The sequence below is a fragment of the Leucobacter rhizosphaerae genome, from assembly GCF_022919175.1.
GTDB classification, from domain to species: Bacteria; Actinomycetota; Actinomycetes; order Actinomycetales; family Microbacteriaceae; genus Leucobacter; species Leucobacter rhizosphaerae.
Window position 1 is genome coordinate 2741888 of sequence record NZ_CP095043.1, and the last position, 16779, is coordinate 2758666.

Here is a 16779-nt window from a genome sequence, read left to right on the forward strand (position 1 = left end):
GGCGGGGCTTTGTGCATGTTCGGCGCGTACGGTGACCTCATGCAGACGATCACGAGGGACACACGGTTGCGAGCATCAGTGCTCGGGATCGCCGCCGCGCTCGTGGTCCTGGGTACCGCCGAGCTCGGCGCGCTGCTCGTCGCACCCGAGTCGTCGCCGCTCTTCGCCGTCGGGTCTCTCGCGATCGACCTCGCTCCCTTCTGGCTGAAGGAGCTGATGATCGGCCTCTTCGGCACGTCCGACAAGATCGCGCTCTTCGTGCTGCTCGGGATCGTGCTGCTCGCGCTCGCGGTGCTGGCCGGGCTCGCGGAACTGTGGCGTCGGTGGTGCGGCTTGCTGCTGCTCGGGATCGTCGCGGCGGTGGCGCTCCTCGCGATCCTGACCCGCCCCGAGGCGACGCCGCTCTGGGCGCTGCCCACCCTGCTGGGTGCCGTGGCCGGCGCGGGGGTGCTCGGCCGAGGTCGACGCCTGCTGCTCGCGTGGTCGGAGAGCCGCACAGAGCTCTCCGAGCTCGCCGAGCTCGCCGAGATCGACGGGCTCGACAACGCGGAGTCGGGGGATCACGCCCGAACGGCAGATTCGGCTTCGATGCCGCATCCCGCCCACCCGGTCGTTCCCGACCTGCCGACCGAACCCGGGGTGAAGCCGCGGTCTGCTGAGATGGCCGACAGCGGCGTCGTGTCTCCAGGTGCGGGAGGCGGGGGTGCACTCTCGGTGCGCGCCGCCGAGGCCGTGCGGTCGGAGGCGATCGCGCGGCGCGGGTTCCTCCGCTTGGTTGGCATCACCTCGCTCGCGGCGGTCGCCGTGGGGCTCGGCGCCCGCGTCATGAACGGCAGTGCGGCAGCGGTGTCCGCGATCCGGTCCGCCGTGAAGCTGCCGCGCCCCGCGGTCGCCGCCCCGCCGATCCCGGCGGGCGCCGAGCTCGACGTGCCGGGCATCTCGCCGCTGATCACCGCCAACGACGATTTCTACCGCATCGACATCGCGTTGCAGGTGCCAAAGATCGACCCCGCGACCTGGGAGCTGCGCATCACGGGGCTCGTCGACACGCCGATCACGGTGACGTACGAGGAGCTGCTCGCGCTGCCGCTCGAGGAGCACATCACCACGATCGCCTGCGTCTCGAACACCGTCGGGGGCGACCTCATCGGCACGGCGACGTGGCTCGGGGTGCCGATCCGGGATCTGCTCGCGCGCGCCGGGGTCGATCCGTCGGCCGACATGGTGCTCTCCTCCGGGCCCGACGGGTTCACCGCGGGCACCCCGCTCGAGATCCTCACCGACCCGGGCCGGGCCGCCCTGCTCGCCGTCGGCATGAACGGCGAGCCGCTGCCGACCGAGCACGGGTTCCCGGCCCGCATGATCGTGCCGGGGCTCTTCGGGTATGTGTCCGCGACGAAGTGGATCACGTCGATGGAGGTGACCCGGTTCGCCGACGCGGAGGGGTACTGGACGCCTCGCGGCTGGTCGGCGCTCGGCCCGGTGAAGACGCAGTCGCGGATCGATACGCCGAGACGCGGGGCTACCGTCGACGCCGCGGCGGGAACCGTGCCCATCGCGGGCGTCGCGTGGGCCCCGCACACGGGCATCACCGGTGTGGAGGTGCAGATCGACGAGGGGCCCTGGCGTGCGGCGACCCTGGCGACCGCGATCTCCGACGACACCTGGGTGCAGTGGAGTCTGCTCTGGGACGCCGAGCCGGGCACGCACACCGCGCGGGTCCGCGCGACAGATGCGTCGGGGGAGACGCAGACGAGCGACGTCGCGCCGCCCGCGCCCAGTGGTGCGACCGGCTGGGACGCTGTCACCTTCACGGTGTAGCCCCGGCACGGACCGCGGCGACCCCAGGACCGCGGGCCCGTGCTGGGAACGGCAATCGAGCACACCCACTGGAGGGCCGCGGATCGAGGACCTGGGCCAGGGGCCGAGCGGGGTGCGGGATCCCGATCCTTCGGGTATGATTGTGTGGTTTGCGTCTGCATTCGCCATCGGCGGCTGCGGCGTGAGCATACCGCGCTCCGGATCGGCCGGAGAGGCGGGAGAGCGGGCGCGCACGGCGTTCGTTCGAAGGAAAGGAAACAATCATGGCTAAAGCCAAGAAGGTTACCGGTCTGATCAAGCTTCAGATCGCGGCCGGCGCCGCCAACCCGGCACCCCCCGTGGGCCCCGCCCTGGGTCAGCACGGCGTCAACATCATGGAGTTCTGCAAGGCGTACAACGCTGCGACGGAATCCCAGCGCGGCAACGTCGTGCCCGTCGAGATCACGGTGTACGAGGATCGCTCGTTCACGTTCGTGCTCAAGACTCCTCCGGCAGCCGAGCTCCTGAAGAAGGCAGCCGGCGTGCAGAAGGGCTCCGGCACCCCGCACACCGTCAAGGTGGCGAAGGTGACCGCCGAGCAGGTTCGCCAGATCGCCGAGCAGAAGCAGGCCGATCTCAACGCGAACGACATCGACGCTGCGTCGAAGATCATCGCGGGCACCGCTCGCTCCATGGGCATCACGGTCGAGTAAGGGGCATCGGACATGGCACAGAAGTCGAAGGCGTACCGCGCCGCTGCCGAGAAGATTCAGGCAGACAAGTTCTACACTCCCGCCGAGGCCGTGGCCCTGGCGAAGGAGACCGGTTCCACCAAGACCGACTCGACCGTCGAGGTCGCCGTCAAGCTCGGTGTGGATCCCCGCAAGGCCGACCAGATGGTGCGCGGCACCGTCAGCCTGCCCCACGGCACCGGCAAGACCGCACGCGTCATCGTGTTCGCGGTCGGCGCTGCTGCTGAGGCAGCCATCGCCGCCGGCGCCGACGAGGTCGGTGGCGACGAGCTGATCGAGAAGGTGGCCGCCGGCTACACCGATTTCGATTCGGCCGTCTCGACCCCCGAGCTCATGGGCAAGGTCGGTCGTCTGGGTAAGGTGCTCGGCCCGCGTGGCCTCATGCCCAACCCCAAGACCGGCACCGTCACCCCGGACCCGGCCAAGGCCGTGACCGACATCAAGGGCGGCAAGATCGAGTTCCGCGTCGACAAGCACTCCAACGTGCACTTCATCGTCGGCAAGGCGTCGTTCTCGGCCGATCAGCTCGCGGACAACCTCAACTCGGTCCTGGACGAGATCTCCCGTCTGAAGCCGTCGTCGGCCAAGGGCAAGTACGTGCAGAAGGGCGCCGTCTCGACGACCTTCGGCCCGGGCATCCCCCTGGACGTCACCGGCCTCTAAGCCGGTGAGGGTCGTTCCGGCGGCTCGCACACACACCGATGGTCCCTGTTCACACTGGTGAATCAGGGGCCATCGGTGTTTTAGGATAGACACATGTCGCTGCGCCGAGACCCGATCCCGGTGCACGGCCGTGCCTAGCGCGGCGGTCAGCCCGCCGCGTATCTCGGGCTTCAACTACGTGCGCCCACTGGGATCCGGCGGCTTCGCCCAGGTCTACCAGTACGAGCAGGACATGCCGCGCCGAGTGGTCGCGGTGAAGGTGCTCACGGAGGATCTCGCGACCCCCGCGAGCCGATCCATGTTCGAGGCCGAGGCGGACGCGATGGCCCGGCTGTCGAGCCACCCGTCGATCGTCTCGATCTTCACCGCCAGCATCTCCGACGACGGGCACCCGTACATCGCGATGGAGTACTGCCCGCAGTCGCTCCGCGAACGCTCCAAGGGCCAGACGAGCCCCCTGCACGAGGTGCTCGACGCCGGCGTTCGGCTCGCGGGTGCCCTGGAAACTGCGCACCAGGCCGGGGTGCTGCACCGCGACATCAAACCGTCGAACGTGCTGATCGCGACCACGGGGCGCCCCAAACTCGCAGACTTCGGGATCGTGTCGCTCCGCGGCCAGATGCGGGGCGAGGGCACGAGCCAGGCGATGTCGATTCCCTGGGCCGCACCCGAGGTCGTCTCCGGAGACACGAGCGGCACCCTCGCGAGCGAGATGTGGTCGCTCGGCGCCACCCTCTACACTTTCGCCGCGGGGCGCGCGCCGTTCGCGAGCGCCGACCGAAGCCAGAACACCGAGTCGAAGATGATGGAGCGCATCAAGCGCGCCCGCTACATCCCGGTTCCGGGGGCGCAGGGGTACGAGGCCTTCGACGCGGTGATCGCCCGCGCGATCGCTCGTGAGCCCGGCCAGCGCTTCGCTTCCATGCGGGAGTTCGGCGAGGCGCTGCAGCAGGTGCAGCGCGGGTACGGCTGGGACGTCACCCCGCTTGACATCGTCGGCGCCGCGTGGACCCCGCCTGCGGCGACCGCCTCCGGCCCCCGCGGCCCCGCCGTCACCACGGTGCAGCAGGAGAGCCGCGCCCAGCGGCGGCAGCAGCTGCAGCAGCAGCGGGCCGATGAAGACGTCGTGCCGGATCGCGCGCCGACCGCGATGCGGGCCGGGCTGATCGGCGCCGGCATCGCCGTGGCGGCCGTCGCCGTCGTCGGGCTGGCCATCGTGCTGATCGGCGGCCTGTAGTGGCCGGGCGCACCGGGAGCGGCCGATCCCGACTCGTGAGCTGGCTCGCGGGCGGCGTCTCGCTCGCCGTGCTCGCGACCATCGCTGTCGTCGCAGCGGGCTACGACGCCCGTGAGGCACCGCGCGACGAGCCGTCCGTCTGGGCCATGCGGAGCTCCGGACAGTACGCGCGGGTCAACACCCTGACCGCCGAGATCGACACGGTGCGCGCCGTCGATGAGCCGAGCGGGCTGCTGCAGTCGGGATCGCGGGGCGTCGTGCTGAGCCACGGCGGCGGCCGCGCCTGGACAATCGATCCCACGCTGCCCGTCGATCTGCTCGACGCGGCAGGTTCGGCGGACGACGCCGCGGCCGATGCGGCGGATGCCGAGGGCGCGGGAGCTGACGCGGCTGACGCGGCCGCGCAGCCGGTGTCGAGCGAGACCGCCGACCCCGCCGAGGGCGGCACCCCCGAGGCGGCGATGCGCACACCGAGCGGCACGCGCGACACCGTCGCCGCGGGTGACGCCGTGCTCTTCCGCACCGACGAGGGCGAGGTGTTCCTCAGCACGTTCGCGGATCCCGGATCGACGGCGGCGTCGGGCCCGGCGCAACTGAGCGCGCCCGTGCGGCTCGACCCCGGCGCGGACGCGGAGTCGGATGACGCAGCGTCGGGCGAAGCGGAGCAAGGCGACGCGGAGTCGGGTGATTCGGGAACCGAGGACGACGATGCCGCGGGCACGGGGACCCGTGCCGACGCCGTCGCGGTCGACGAGGACGGCCGGGTCGCGCTCTTCTCGAGCGACGAGAGCCGCATCTTCTGGTACGACATCGACCGTGCCGAGTTCACCGGTGCGGCCAGCGAGGTGCCCGCCGCCGTTCCCGCCGAGGGGGTCCAGCTCGCCATCGTCGACGGCGCGTGGGTGCTCTTCGAACCGGGGGAGGGGAGGCTCTGGATCGACGGGATCGATGAACCGGTCTCGATCGACACCGACGACAGCGCGAAGCTCCAGGCCTCGAGCACCGAGGCAGCGGGGGCCGAGATCCTCATCGCCGATCGCGGGGGCCTCTGGCGGGTGCTCGACGGGGAGGCGGAGCGCGTCGCCGACGCCGAGGGGGTGCCGGCCCAGCCGGTCGCCGTCGCCGGCGATCGTGTGGCCGCGTGGATCGGACAGGAGACGGCGGCGCTCTGGGACGGCGAGGAGGTGCGGGAGCTCGCACTCGACGACACCGTGTCGATGCCCGGCGACCCGGACCCCGTGATCCGCACGAGCGGCAGCCACGCGCTGCTCTCCGAGGTGAAGACCGGCATGCTGTGGACGGTGCCCGACGGCACGCTGATCCCGGTGCAGCAGTGGTCGCAGGCCGATCCGCCCCAGGAGGAGGACGGCTCGGTCGTGGTCCTCGACGTCACCGAGCAGGAGCCGCCGGTGGCGGTGCCCGACGACTTCGGAGTGCGTGCGGGCGAGCCGGCGCTGCTGCCGGTGCTGCTGAACGACTACGACCCGAACCGGCGCGACGTGCTCACGATCGTGTCGGAGGGACTCGGCGAGGGGTTCCCTGCAGAGTTCGGCGAGGTCGACATGCTCGCCGACGGGCAGGGGCTCGTGATCCGGCCGACCGTCGACGCCTCGGGCAGCGCGACCTTCGTCTACCGGATCACCGACGGCTTCGCGCTCTCCGAGCCCGCGACGGTGACGGTGACCGTCGCCGACCCCGACACGAACACGGCGCCCGCGTGGTGCCCCGTCGAGGGATGCCAGCGCTCCTGGCCGAACCCGGAGCTCGCGCCCGGCGGCACCCTCGTCATGCCGATCCTGGAAGGCTGGGTCGACCCCGAGGGTGACCCGCTCATGCTCGCCGACGCCACGCCCGTGAACGCCGAGGATCCGGTGCGCGCCCTCGTCACCGCCGACGGCCGCCTCGCGCTCCGCCACACCGACCCGAACGCCCCCGACAGCGATCTCTCGATCCGGCTGACGGTCGCGGACGCGCAGGGCGCGGCGACCGAGCGCGAGCTGCAGGTCAGCGTGCGCTCGAACGCGCAGGCCGAGATCCCGCAGATCGCGAGCACCGTGCAGGTGGGCCAGGCCGCCACGCTGCGTCCGCTCACCCGGGTGACGGGCGGTTCCGGATCTTACGCACTGGTCGACGCGGCCCCGCAGAGCGGCACGGCCGAGGTGACCATGAACGCGGGTGCGGGCACCGTCGAGGTGCGGGCGCGCGAGGCCGGCAGCTCGATCATCGCGCTCACGGTGCGCGACACCGGCACCGACGCCGAGATCACCGGCACCATGCGGGTCACCGCGGTCGATGCGCGAGCGCGGCTCGGCCTGCCGCCGCTGCGCGCGTTCGTCCGCCCGCTCACCGACACCACGGTCGAGGTGCTCGACGCCGTGCCCGGCTCCGGGGCGCGGGCCCTCGTCGTCGACTCGGCGAACGTGCGCGACGGAGAGCTGCGCGCCGACGTGATCGAGCACGCCCGCGTGCGCGTCTCGGGGGCCACCGCCGACGGGGCGCCGGGTCGGATCGGATCGATCGACGTCGGCATCGCGGAGGGGGAGCAGGCCGCCACGGGCCGGCTCACCGTGTTCCAGGTGCCCGACTCCGGGGCCGAGGGCGCCATCGCCGTCGCCGACACCGCAACGGTGCGCGCGGGCTCGGTCGTCGACATCCCGGTGCTGCAGAACGACGTGGCGCCGCCCGGGCAGCGCCTCGTGCTGCACCCCGAGATCGAAGCCTCGGGTGCCGCCGGCGAACTGGCCTTCGCATCGGGCAACACCCTCCGTTACCTCGCCCCGCGCGAGGCGGGCGTGTACACCCTGAGCTACACCACGTACGGCGCGAGCTCCCCGGAGAGCAGCGATGTCGGGCACGTGCGCGTCACCGTGCTGCCCCGGGAGGGCAACCGCGATCCGCAGCCCCCGACCGTCACCGTGCGTCTGGCGCCAGGTGAGCTCGCGACCGCCGCGATCCCGCTCACCGGCGTGGATCCCGATGGCGACCGCGTGCGGCTCGTGGGGGTCGGGACCTCCGCGGATCCGCAGCTCACCGCGACGCTCGCGCCGCGCAGCAGCACGGTGCAGATCGAGGCGTCGAAGCGCGCGACGGCGGGCGTGCAGCTCATCGACTACACCGTGCGCGACGAGTTCGGGGGCGAGGGCACCGGATCGCTGCGGGTGATCGTCACGGCGGCCGCGGCGGGCAGCGGCGCACCCGTCACCTACTCGGACTACGTGCGCCTCACGACCGGCGCCGACGATCCGGCGGTCGTGCGCCCGCTCGACAACGACATCGACCCGATGCGCGGCACGCTCGAACTGCTCGAGGTCGTTCCCAACGTGCCGGGCGGCAGCGACGGCCCGGAGTACCGCCAGCTCGCCGACCGACTCGATCTCTCCGGACTTGCGCAGGGGCGCGTGAGCGTGCGGGGCAGCGACGAGCCCGGCACGGTCTCCTACCGCTACACGGCTCGCTCGTCGCAGAGCTCCAGCACCGCCGACGGGCTCATCGTCGTGCAGACGTCGGCTCGGGTCGGCCAGCAAGCGCCGACCGTGAAGGACACGGTGCTCTCCGCGCGGGATCGGGTCGAGCTCGCCCGCGGCGGGATCGACGTCGTGACGGACCAGGTCTTCTGGGCCGCCGGCGACGTCAGCGCGCTGACGCTCTCGGTCTGGGGATCGGCCGCGGATCGCTTCCGCGTCGACGGCTCCCGGATCATCGGCGAGTACCGTGCCGAGGGCGATCTCGTGCCGTTCCGCCTCGCGGGCAAGGACGCCACCGGTGAAGCCGTGCAGACCTTCGGGTTCCTGGTGATCCCGCCGCTCGATGAACTCCGCCTCACCCTCGAGCCGGGCCTCCGGGCGATCACGGTCGACGAGGGCAAGTCCGTCGACGTCGCCGTGGCGGATCTCCTCGATCTCGCCGCCGGGGACACAGTGGATCTGCGGCAGACCGCGTTCCCGGTGCAGCGCGCCCAGGCCGAGTGCGCCGCGACGGGGGCCTCGCAGCTCCGCTATCGCGCGGGCAAGGAAGCGCCGTGGACCGACAGCTGCATCATCTCGGTCAAGCTCACGGAGCAGAAGGCCTGGACCCAACTCGCGGTGCCGATCGAGGTCGTGCCGACCGAGCCCGTGGTCGAGCTCGAGCCCCTCACCCGCACCGTCGCGCCGGGTGCGTCCGAGACGATCGCGCTCACGGACATGGTGCGGTGGCAGGGCGGCCGCGAGGGATCCGCGGGCGCGCTGCGGTTCCAGGTGAGCGGTGGCGGTCAGAGCTTCGAGGTGAGCCCGTCGGGGGCGCAGGTCACCGTGACCGCCAACGCGGACGCCGTGCCCGGAACCCAGGAACCGCTCGTCGTGTCGGTGTCGGGCGCCGGGGAGAGCCAGTCCCCGCTCACCCTTCGGGTGGGCGAGGCCGCGAAGGACACCCCGCGCGGCGCCACCGTGCAGCTCAACTGCACCGTCGGCTCGGCCTGCCAGGCGAACGTCATCGGGGCGCCCGGCGAGTACGACCCGTTCGCGGGTCGCACCGGCGGCGGGTTGACCCTCGCGTCGGTCGACGGCGCGGGTTGTGCCACGGGCAGCTTCCAGGTAGCGGGCGATGCGGTCGCCGTGTCGTGGCCGGATCCGCGCGGCGCGGGCGGCAAGTGCACCGCGAGCTTCTCGGTGACCGACGCGCAGGGCCGCGTCGGCACGGGCACGATCGAGCTCGACGCGCAGGGCGTGCCGCGCGCGCCAGCGGGGATCACCCCGACGGCCGCCGACGCCAACAGCGTGACCCTCGCAGTCGAGCTGAGCGGCCAGACGGCCTACCCGGCGGTGAGCGGCGTCGAGATCCTGGTCGGGGGCGCCACGGTCGCGAGCTGCGCACCGGGCGGCAACCTCGCGAGCTGCACCGTCACGGGGCTCACCCCCGGCGAGAAGCGGACCTACACGGCGCGCGCCGTGAACGCGGCGGGTGCGTCCGAGCCGAGCGCGAACGGGGCCGAGACCTGGGCGTACGTGCCGCCCGAGTCGCCGTCGATCAGCGCGGAGACCGTGAAGTGGCCGGAGAACACCGATGCCGGCACGGGGCGCGTGCGCGTGACGATCGGGGAGTCCAGCTCCGCCAGCCGCGTCCTGAGGATCGACGGGGTCGAGACGGCGATCCCGGGCGACGGGATCTTCGCGCTCGCCGCCGGCGCGGTGCACACGTTCAGCGTGGTCGCCGCCGACAGCATCGACCGGATCCCTCCCGGGTACACCGGGGGCGACGGGGGCATGGGCACGGCGCGGCAAGCGCAGGCGACCCCCATCGGGGCGCCGCGCGCGGGGTCGGCGGAGGTCACCCTGAGTGGCCCGTTCAAGACGGACTGGGCGTTCACGACCAACGGCTGGGGCCAGAACGGCGGCGATGCCCTTGTCTTCACCTACGCGATCGGCGGCTACTCAGGCCCCAACAACTCCGGTGGCGGACTCACCCCGCACCAGGAATACGTGGGAACGGTCACCGCGAAGAACTCATACGGCACGACCGGCTCGGTGGCCGCCCCGCCCGTCTACACCGGCAACAAGCTGCCGACGCTGACGGGCACATACGAGGTGTCCGCGACCCCGAGCGGAACCGGATGGTCGCTCGCGTACAACGCCCAGACGCCGACCTACACGCCGTCTCCGACCGGCACGGTCACCTTCAGTGGAGTGAGCCCCGGAAACCCGATCGGTACGGTGAAGCAGTGCCCGATCCTGTCGATCAACTGCTCGGACGAGGGACCGGTGACCCCCGCGTCGCTCGAGCCGCTCGCCATGACCCTCGCCTCGTGTGTGCCGTGGGACGGCACGACGGTCCCCGATCACGCCACGATCCAGACCCACGTCTCGGTGGTCGGTGCACCCGGCGGTGCGTTCACGTTCGAGGCGCAGACGAGCGGCGACATCATCGTCAACTGGGCCGGACTCCGCGGCAACGGCACGTTCACGGCGGGCCTCTGCACCCCGACGCCCCCGCCCGGGCCCTGACCCGCGCGACCAGACCCCCTGTTTCTCCCCGACGACCGTAAGGAAGCCACATGACACCCGAGCCGAAGCTCGTCGCCGACACCGTCGGCCCGCTGACCGACGAGCGCGCACGCTGGGCGAGCGACGCGGTGCGCACCTCCGCCGACGCCATGGAGCAGGCGATCCAGGGCAAGCGCCGCGTCATCGAGCTCGTGCTGGCGACGGCGATGGCGGGCGGTCACGTGCTCCTAGAGGACGTTCCCGGAACGGGCAAGACCGCACTCGCCCGCTCGCTCGCCCAGGCGATGCACGGCACCTCCTCGCGCGTGCAGTTCACCCCCGACCTGCTGCCGGGCGACGTCACGGGCATCACCGTGTACGACCAGAAGCAGGGCATCTTCGAGTTCCACGCGGGACCGATCTTCGCGAACGTCGTGCTGGCCGACGAGATCAACCGTGCGAGCCCGAAGACCCAGTCCGCGCTGCTCGAGGTGATGGAGGAGCGCCAGGTCACGGTCGACGGGCAGAGCCACCGCGTGGCGGAGCCCTTCCTCGTGATCGCCACCCAGAACCCCGTCGAGCAGGCGGGCACGTACCGGCTGCCCGAGGCGCAGCTCGATCGCTTCATGGTGAAGACGTCGATCGGCTACCCCGACGACGCGGCGATGATGCGGATCCTGCAGCGGCAGACCGCGAGCGAGGTGCAGCCGGTGATGAACGTCGGCACGCTGCTGCAGCTCCAGCAGTTCACCCATGCCGTTCACGTGAGTCCGCTGATCGCGGCGTACGTGATCCAGCTCGTCGAGGCGACCCGTCGAGCGAGCGAGGTCCGCCTCGGCGCGAGCGTGCGCGGGGCCCTCGGCCTCGTCCGCATGGCGTCCGCCTGGGCGCTCGTCTCCGGTCGCCCGTACGTGGCCCCCGACGACGTGCGCGACCTCGCGATCCCGGTGCTCGCCCACCGCCTCGTGCTCGAACCCGAGGCCGAGTTCGACGGCGTCACGGCCGAGGCCATCATCGGGAAGATCCTGCTCGATACGCCGATCCCGCAGGAGAACGGCACCGCGTGAACACGGAGTTCACGCGCAGCCGGAGCCGGATCACCGGCACCCGGACTGCCACGCGGCTCGGTGAGACGCGCACATCGACGCGCACGCTGGGGGAGACCCAGCGGCGCAAGATCGTCGCGCGCCGACGGTGGCGGCAGATCCGGCGGCGCGCGCTCCGCACCTGGCTCGCGGTCACGCAGGCCGTCACCCCGCTCGGCTGGTTCGTGCTCGGGATCACGGTGCTCGGCGTGGTGCTGGGCGTCGGTCTGTCGTGGGTCGAGGCCTGGTTCGTCGCGATCGTCGGCGCCGCGCTCCTGCTCGTCGCGATTCCGTTCCTCATCGGCACCCGTGCCTACCGGATCGCGATCGATCTCGACCGCCGGAGCGTCGTCGTCGGCGGTGAGGTCGCGGCCGTGATCCGGATCCAGAACGACGGGGCGCGCCCGGCGCTGCCCGCGGTCGCCGAACTCCCCGTCGGCCCCGCCCTGCGCGAGCTCACCATCCCCTTCATCGGCCCGCACGGCACGGCCGACCTGCCGGCGCGCGTGCCGGCGCCCCAGCGCGGGCTGATCCAGGTCGGCCCGCTCACCGTGGCCCGCCGCGATCCCCTCGCCCTGCTCCGGCGCGAGGTCACCTGGCCCGAGAAGCACCTCGTCTATGTGCACCCCGTCACCACTCCGCTGCCGCCGAACTCGGCCGGCCTCGTGCGCGACCTCGAGGGGGCCGCGAGCCGTCGACTCACGGATTCCGACCTGTCGTTCTACGCCGTGCGTGAGTACGCGCCCGGCGACGCGATGCGGCACGTGCACTGGAAATCGACCGCCAAGACCGGCACGCTCATGGTGCGGCAGTACGAGGAGTCGCAGACCGCGCGCGTCGCGGTGCTCTTCGATGCTCGCCGCGAGGAGTACGCGAGCGACGAGGAGTTCGAGCTCGGTGTGAGCGTCGCGGCATCGATCTCCGTGCAGGCCGTGCGTGAGGGGCGCGAGCGATTCGTTGCCTCCGCGTGGGCCCCGGGCCGCGTGCGGCCGAGCGTCGACGGGGTCGAGGAGCTGCCCTCGCGGGATCCGCAGCAGCTTCTGAACGCCTGGGCCGAGCTGGAGCCCGCACCCGACGGCTTACCGTTCGAGGTGCTGGCCACGGGTCTCGCGAACTCGCGCCGCCCCCTCTCGATCGTCGCGATCGTCACCGGATCGCAGCCCGAGCTCGCCCGCATCCGTCGGGCGTGCGTCGCGTTCGATCCGAACGTGCACGTGGTCGCGGTGCGCTGCGAGCTGCACGGCGAGCCGGGTCTGCAGCGCGCGGATCCGCTCACGACCTTCACCGTCGGCGCGCTCGGGGACCTGCCGCAGCTGCTGCTCCGGAGCGCCTCATGACCGGTCCGATCACGATCCCCGAGCAGCCGGGCGGCCGGGCCCGCCGGTTCGTCGGCGGCCTCGTCGCCCTCGCCCTCGCCCTCGCCCTCGGCGTGGCGGCCGCGTGGCCCATCTACGCGACGCCGTGGCTCGGCGTCGTCGCGGCGTCGGCGTGGGTGCTCGGCGCCGGTCTCGTCTGGGCGCGCGAGCGGTGGCGGTTCTCCTTCGTCGTGACCGCGGCGCTGATCCTCGGCACGCTCGTCCTCACGATCGTGCCCGTGGCGGTGCCCCAGGCGCTCTCGAGCGACCTGCTCCGCGGCCTCGGCGACGGGCTCGCGGCGATCGCACTCGGGTGGAAGCAGGTGCTGACGCTCAGTCTCCCCGTCGGCACGTACCAGACGGTGCTGGTGCCGGCGTACGTGGTGATGCTCGCCACCGTGATCCTGTCACTGACGCTCGCGGTGCGCCGCGGTCGGTGGTCGAGCCTCGCCGCGCTCCCGCTCCTTGCACCCGTCGCCTACGGCACGGTCTTCGGCGCCTCCGCACTGAGCGCGCCCCTGCATCTCGGGCCGCTCACGATCACCGCGCCGCGCGAGCTCGCCCTGTGGCTCGCCGCGGGGGTGCTCGGCGCGATCTGGGTCGCCTGGACCTCGGGGGCGGATCGCCGGGCCGCGCTGAGACTCGGTCGGTCCGAGAGCGACGCACCGGTGTCCCGCGGCCGAGCCGTCCGAGGCCTCATCGCCGCCGCGGCCGTGGTGGTCGCGCTCGGCCTCGGGGCTCTCGTCGCCCCGGCGCTCGACGCCGGAGCGCGCGCCGTGCCGCGCGACGCCGTCGACCCGGAGATCGTGGTGCGGGATCGGCCGAGCCCGCTCGCCGCCTACCGGCTGTCCAAGCAGGACGACCGGATCGACCAGGAGCTCTTCACGGTGTCGGCCGACGACGGTCTGCCGCCGGCTCTGCGACTGGCCGTGCTCGACGCCTACGCGGGTGTCGACTTCCACGTCAGCCCCGACGCCGCCGGGCGCTTCACCCGATTTCCGAGCGGCGACGACCTCGCCGCGCCGAGCCGGGTCACCGTCGAGATCGCCGACGGCTACCAAGACATCTGGGCGCCCGCGTCGACGCTGGGCGCACCGCCGACCTTTGACGGCCCGCGCGCCGCGGCGCTCGCCGACGGGTTCTACGTGAACCGCGCCACCGGTGCCGCGATCGCCGTGCCCGACGGCTCGGCCGCGTCGCCGGGACTGACGGCGGGCGACGCCTACACCGCACCCATGGAGACGCGCGTGGCCGACGGAAAGCCCGGTGCGCCCGGATCCGACGCGCCGCTCCTCGACCTCGAGACGGTGCCCGAGTTGGCCCGCTGGATCGAGCGGCAGGACGTGTCGACCGACGGAACCGGCCTCGGCACGCTCATCGAGCGGCTGCGCGCCCGCGGCTACCTCAGCCACGCCCTCTCCGATACGACCGGTCAGCCGATCTGGCTGCAGCGCCTCTCGGAGGAATACGGCACCCGCTTCGAGCCGAGCTCGGGCGGGCACTCGCTCGCGCGCGTCGAGGACCTCTTCGCGGAGCTGAACACGCAGCAGGAGTCCGCCGGGGAGGGTGCGAGCGACGCGACGCTCGTCGCCGGGATCGGCGACGACGAGCAGTTCGCGGCCGCGGGGGCCCTCATCGCGCGGGCGCTCGGGTACGACTCCCGGGTGGTCGTCGGTGTGCGATTCGGCGACGGGGTCCCCGGCGTCCCCGCGTGCGAGGAGACCTGCACGGGCGAGCACCTCGCCGCGTGGATCGAGGTGCAGGACGAGTCCGGGAACTGGTTCCCGATGGACGTCTCGCCGCAGACCGAGCAGCCCCCGCAGCGGCTCGAGCAGGGCGAGCAGCTGCCGGAGTTCCCGACCACTCCCGAGGAGCGCGACGCCCGTGAGGTCGATCCTCCCATCGGGCTCGGCGAGCAGGCGGAGAACGGAGAGAATCCCGATGACACCGCGGGTGCCTCCTGGCTGTGGCCGACGCTTCGGATCGCCGGGCTCTCGGTCGCCGGGCTCGGACTCGTGCTGCTGCCCGTGCTGTTCCTGCCGCTCGCGAAGCGGCGGCGTGCACGGAGTCGGCAGGCCGAGCCGGATCCCGAGCTGCGCGCACTCGGCGCCTGGGAGGAGTACGTCGATCGAGCGCGGGACGCCGGCGTCCACGTGCCTCCTGGAGCGAGTCGGAGCGGTGTCGCCGCGTCCATCGCCGGGCCGGCGTCGCTCGGGATCGCCGCGGCCGTGGATCGAGCCGTGTTCTCGCCGCGCGGGATCGACGGTGCCCAGGCCGACGGCATCTGGGCCGCGGTGGATCAGGAGTCGCGGGAACGCGCCGCGGCGCAGACACGGTGGCAGCGGATCCGCGCCGCGTACGCGCTGCGCTCGTACGGCGTGCGCCTCGGGAGGGGCCGAACGCGCGACGCGAGCGACAGAACGGGCACGGAAGCATGGGGGAGCACAGCACAGTGAATGACAGCCAGGAGAACGCCTTGCACCGGGCGATCACGACGGGTGAGCGGCCGGTGATCGAGGCCGCCGCCCGCACCGACGTCGGCGTGCACCGCCGCGTCAACGAGGACGCGGTGCTCGCCGAGAACGGGGTCTACATCGTCGCCGACGGCATGGGCGGGCACGAGGCCGGTGATCTGGCGAGCGCAGCCGCGATCGGGCCGTTCGCAGAGCTGGCTGCCGACCCGCGGGTTCCGGACTTCCGTGTCGTCGAGGCGACGATCGAGCGCTCCCGCAACGCGGTGGATGCGGTGTCGATGCAGACCGAGCGGGGCGCCGGTTGCACCCTCACCGGGGTGGTGCTCATCGAGCACGAGGGGGCGCCGCACTGGTACGTCCTGAACGTGGGGGATTCGCGGGTCTACCTGCACCGGGGCGCGCAGCTGACCCAGCTCACCGCGGACCACTCGCTGCAGGCGGAGCTTCTCGCCGAAGGACGGGCGGAGGCCGCGAGCACGCCGCGCAACGTCATCACCCGCGCGCTCGGCTCCGACGATTCCCGACACGACGCGTGGCTCCTGCCCGTGCACACCGGCACGCGCCTGCTCGTCTGCTCGGACGGGCTCACGACCGAGGTGCCGGACGACGAGATCCGCGCCGTGCTCACGATCGGTGGTCGGCCCGCCCCGGTGGCGGACGAACTGATCCGGCTCGCACGCGAGGGAGGCGGGCGCGACAACATCTCGGCCATCGTCGTCGACACCGTGACCGCGGGATCCGCGGAGGCGGCCGGCGAGGCGGGCGCGCTCGACGCGCACGAGGACGTCGACACCGCCGAGACGCTCGAGGTGACCCGGCCGGTGCGGCGATGACCGGGGAGCGCACGAACGCGTCCGATCCCGCGGCGGAGGAGGCATCCGCGATCGCGGGTGACGAGACGGTGGTCGCGGGCGGCGCGTCCGCGATGGCCGGCGATGAGACCGTGGTCGCGGGCGACGAGACCGTGGTCGTCGTCGATCGCACCGTCGTGGTGCCGCGACGGGCGGCGCCGGATGTGCACCAGGCCGAGGTCGACGAGACCGTGGTGGTCGCGCGGCGATCGGCGCCCGATCCGGATCGCGCGGACTCGGGCACCGGGACCGGCACAGGCTCGCGTCGACCGATCGGCGCCCCCGTCGAGGACCCCGAGGTCGATCCGGCACCCCTGAGCACCCCCGGGATCGCGGTGCGTGCCGTCTATGCGGCCCGATCCGCACCGGCCGCACCGGGAGCCGGTGCACCGCTGGATCGCATCGATGCGCCGCCGGCGGCACCGTTCGTGCTCGATGAGACGCCCGAGCGCGGCGCACTGCCCTCCCTTGCGCGGCGATCCCGACGGCGGAGCGTGCTCACGCTCATCGGATACGCGGGTGTGGTCATCGTGTCGATCGCGGGACTCTGGGCGATCGCCAGTGTGGCATTCGATGGCAGATAACGCTGCCAAACTCTACATAGC

General features: G+C 72.5%; 10 protein-coding genes. All 10 read left to right on the forward strand.

All coding sequences use genetic code 11. The features are described from left to right. The first annotated feature begins 39 nt into the window (after positions 1-39). The 10 genes from MUN76_RS12690 to MUN76_RS12735 all read left to right on the forward strand — a co-directional run bounded on the left by MUN76_RS12690 (position 40) and on the right by MUN76_RS12735 (position 16758). A complete protein-coding gene (locus MUN76_RS12690; RefSeq protein ID WP_244685142.1) occupies positions 40-1821 on the forward strand; it encodes a molybdopterin-dependent oxidoreductase in 1782 nt (593 codons plus the stop codon). Positions 1822-2084: 263 nt separating this feature from the next. Continuing rightward, positions 2085-2513 (forward strand): 50S ribosomal protein L11, encoded by a 429-nt coding sequence (gene rplK, locus MUN76_RS12695; RefSeq protein WP_087012629.1) that lies wholly within the window; start codon positions 2085-2087, stop codon positions 2511-2513. Positions 2514-2525: 12 nt separating this feature from the next. After that, complete coding sequence (gene rplA / locus MUN76_RS12700) at positions 2526-3215, forward strand: 50S ribosomal protein L1 (RefSeq protein ID WP_244685144.1); 690 nt, start codon at positions 2526-2528, stop codon at positions 3213-3215. 130 nt (positions 3216-3345) lie between these two features. Further along, positions 3346-4452: a serine/threonine-protein kinase gene (locus MUN76_RS12705; protein ID WP_244685146.1), complete on the forward strand. Its 1107-nt coding sequence runs from the start codon at positions 3346-3348 to the stop codon at positions 4450-4452. Then, on the forward strand, positions 4452-10430 hold the full coding sequence (locus tag MUN76_RS12710; RefSeq protein ID WP_244685148.1) for an Ig-like domain-containing protein: 5979 nt from the start codon (positions 4452-4454) through the stop codon (positions 10428-10430). Before MUN76_RS12705 ends, MUN76_RS12710 begins: the two co-directional genes overlap by 1 nt. A 50-nt stretch (positions 10431-10480) precedes the next feature. Further along, positions 10481-11476 (forward strand): AAA family ATPase, encoded by a 996-nt coding sequence (locus MUN76_RS12715; RefSeq protein ID WP_244685149.1) that lies wholly within the window; start codon positions 10481-10483, stop codon positions 11474-11476. Next, positions 11473-12831 (forward strand): DUF58 domain-containing protein, encoded by a 1359-nt coding sequence (locus tag MUN76_RS12720; RefSeq protein WP_244685150.1) that lies wholly within the window; start codon positions 11473-11475, stop codon positions 12829-12831. The genes MUN76_RS12715 and MUN76_RS12720 overlap by 4 nt, the downstream gene beginning before the upstream one ends. Then, positions 12828-15305 carry a transglutaminase domain-containing protein gene (locus MUN76_RS12725; RefSeq protein WP_244685151.1) on the forward strand — a complete coding sequence of 826 codons (2478 nt, stop codon included), beginning with the start codon at positions 12828-12830 and terminating at the stop codon, positions 15303-15305. The genes MUN76_RS12720 and MUN76_RS12725 overlap by 4 nt, the downstream gene beginning before the upstream one ends. Further along, entirely contained in the window at positions 15302-16156 is an 855-nt protein-coding gene (locus MUN76_RS12730; RefSeq protein WP_244685152.1) for a PP2C family protein-serine/threonine phosphatase, read from the forward strand. Before MUN76_RS12725 ends, MUN76_RS12730 begins: the two co-directional genes overlap by 4 nt. After that, positions 16153-16758: a hypothetical protein gene (locus MUN76_RS12735; RefSeq protein ID WP_244685153.1), complete on the forward strand. Its 606-nt coding sequence runs from the start codon at positions 16153-16155 to the stop codon at positions 16756-16758. The genes MUN76_RS12730 and MUN76_RS12735 overlap by 4 nt, the downstream gene beginning before the upstream one ends. Positions 16759-16779: the final 21 nt, after the last annotated feature.

Excerpts from the sequence above, each read along its gene's own strand:
- MUN76_RS12715 (WP_244685149.1), top strand. The coding sequence starts at position 10,481 with ATGACACCCGAGCCGAAGCTCGTCGCCGACACCGTCGGCCCGCTGACC.
- MUN76_RS12725 (WP_244685151.1), top strand. The coding sequence starts at position 12,828 with ATGACCGGTCCGATCACGATCCCCGAGCAGCCGGGCGGCCGGGCCCGC.
- MUN76_RS12735 (WP_244685153.1), top strand. The coding sequence starts at position 16,153 with ATGACCGGGGAGCGCACGAACGCGTCCGATCCCGCGGCGGAGGAGGCA.
- MUN76_RS12690 (WP_244685142.1), top strand. The coding sequence starts at position 40 with ATGCAGACGATCACGAGGGACACACGGTTGCGAGCATCAGTGCTCGGG.
- rplA (WP_244685144.1), top strand. The coding sequence starts at position 2,526 with ATGGCACAGAAGTCGAAGGCGTACCGCGCCGCTGCCGAGAAGATTCAG.
- rplK (WP_087012629.1), top strand. The coding sequence starts at position 2,085 with ATGGCTAAAGCCAAGAAGGTTACCGGTCTGATCAAGCTTCAGATCGCG.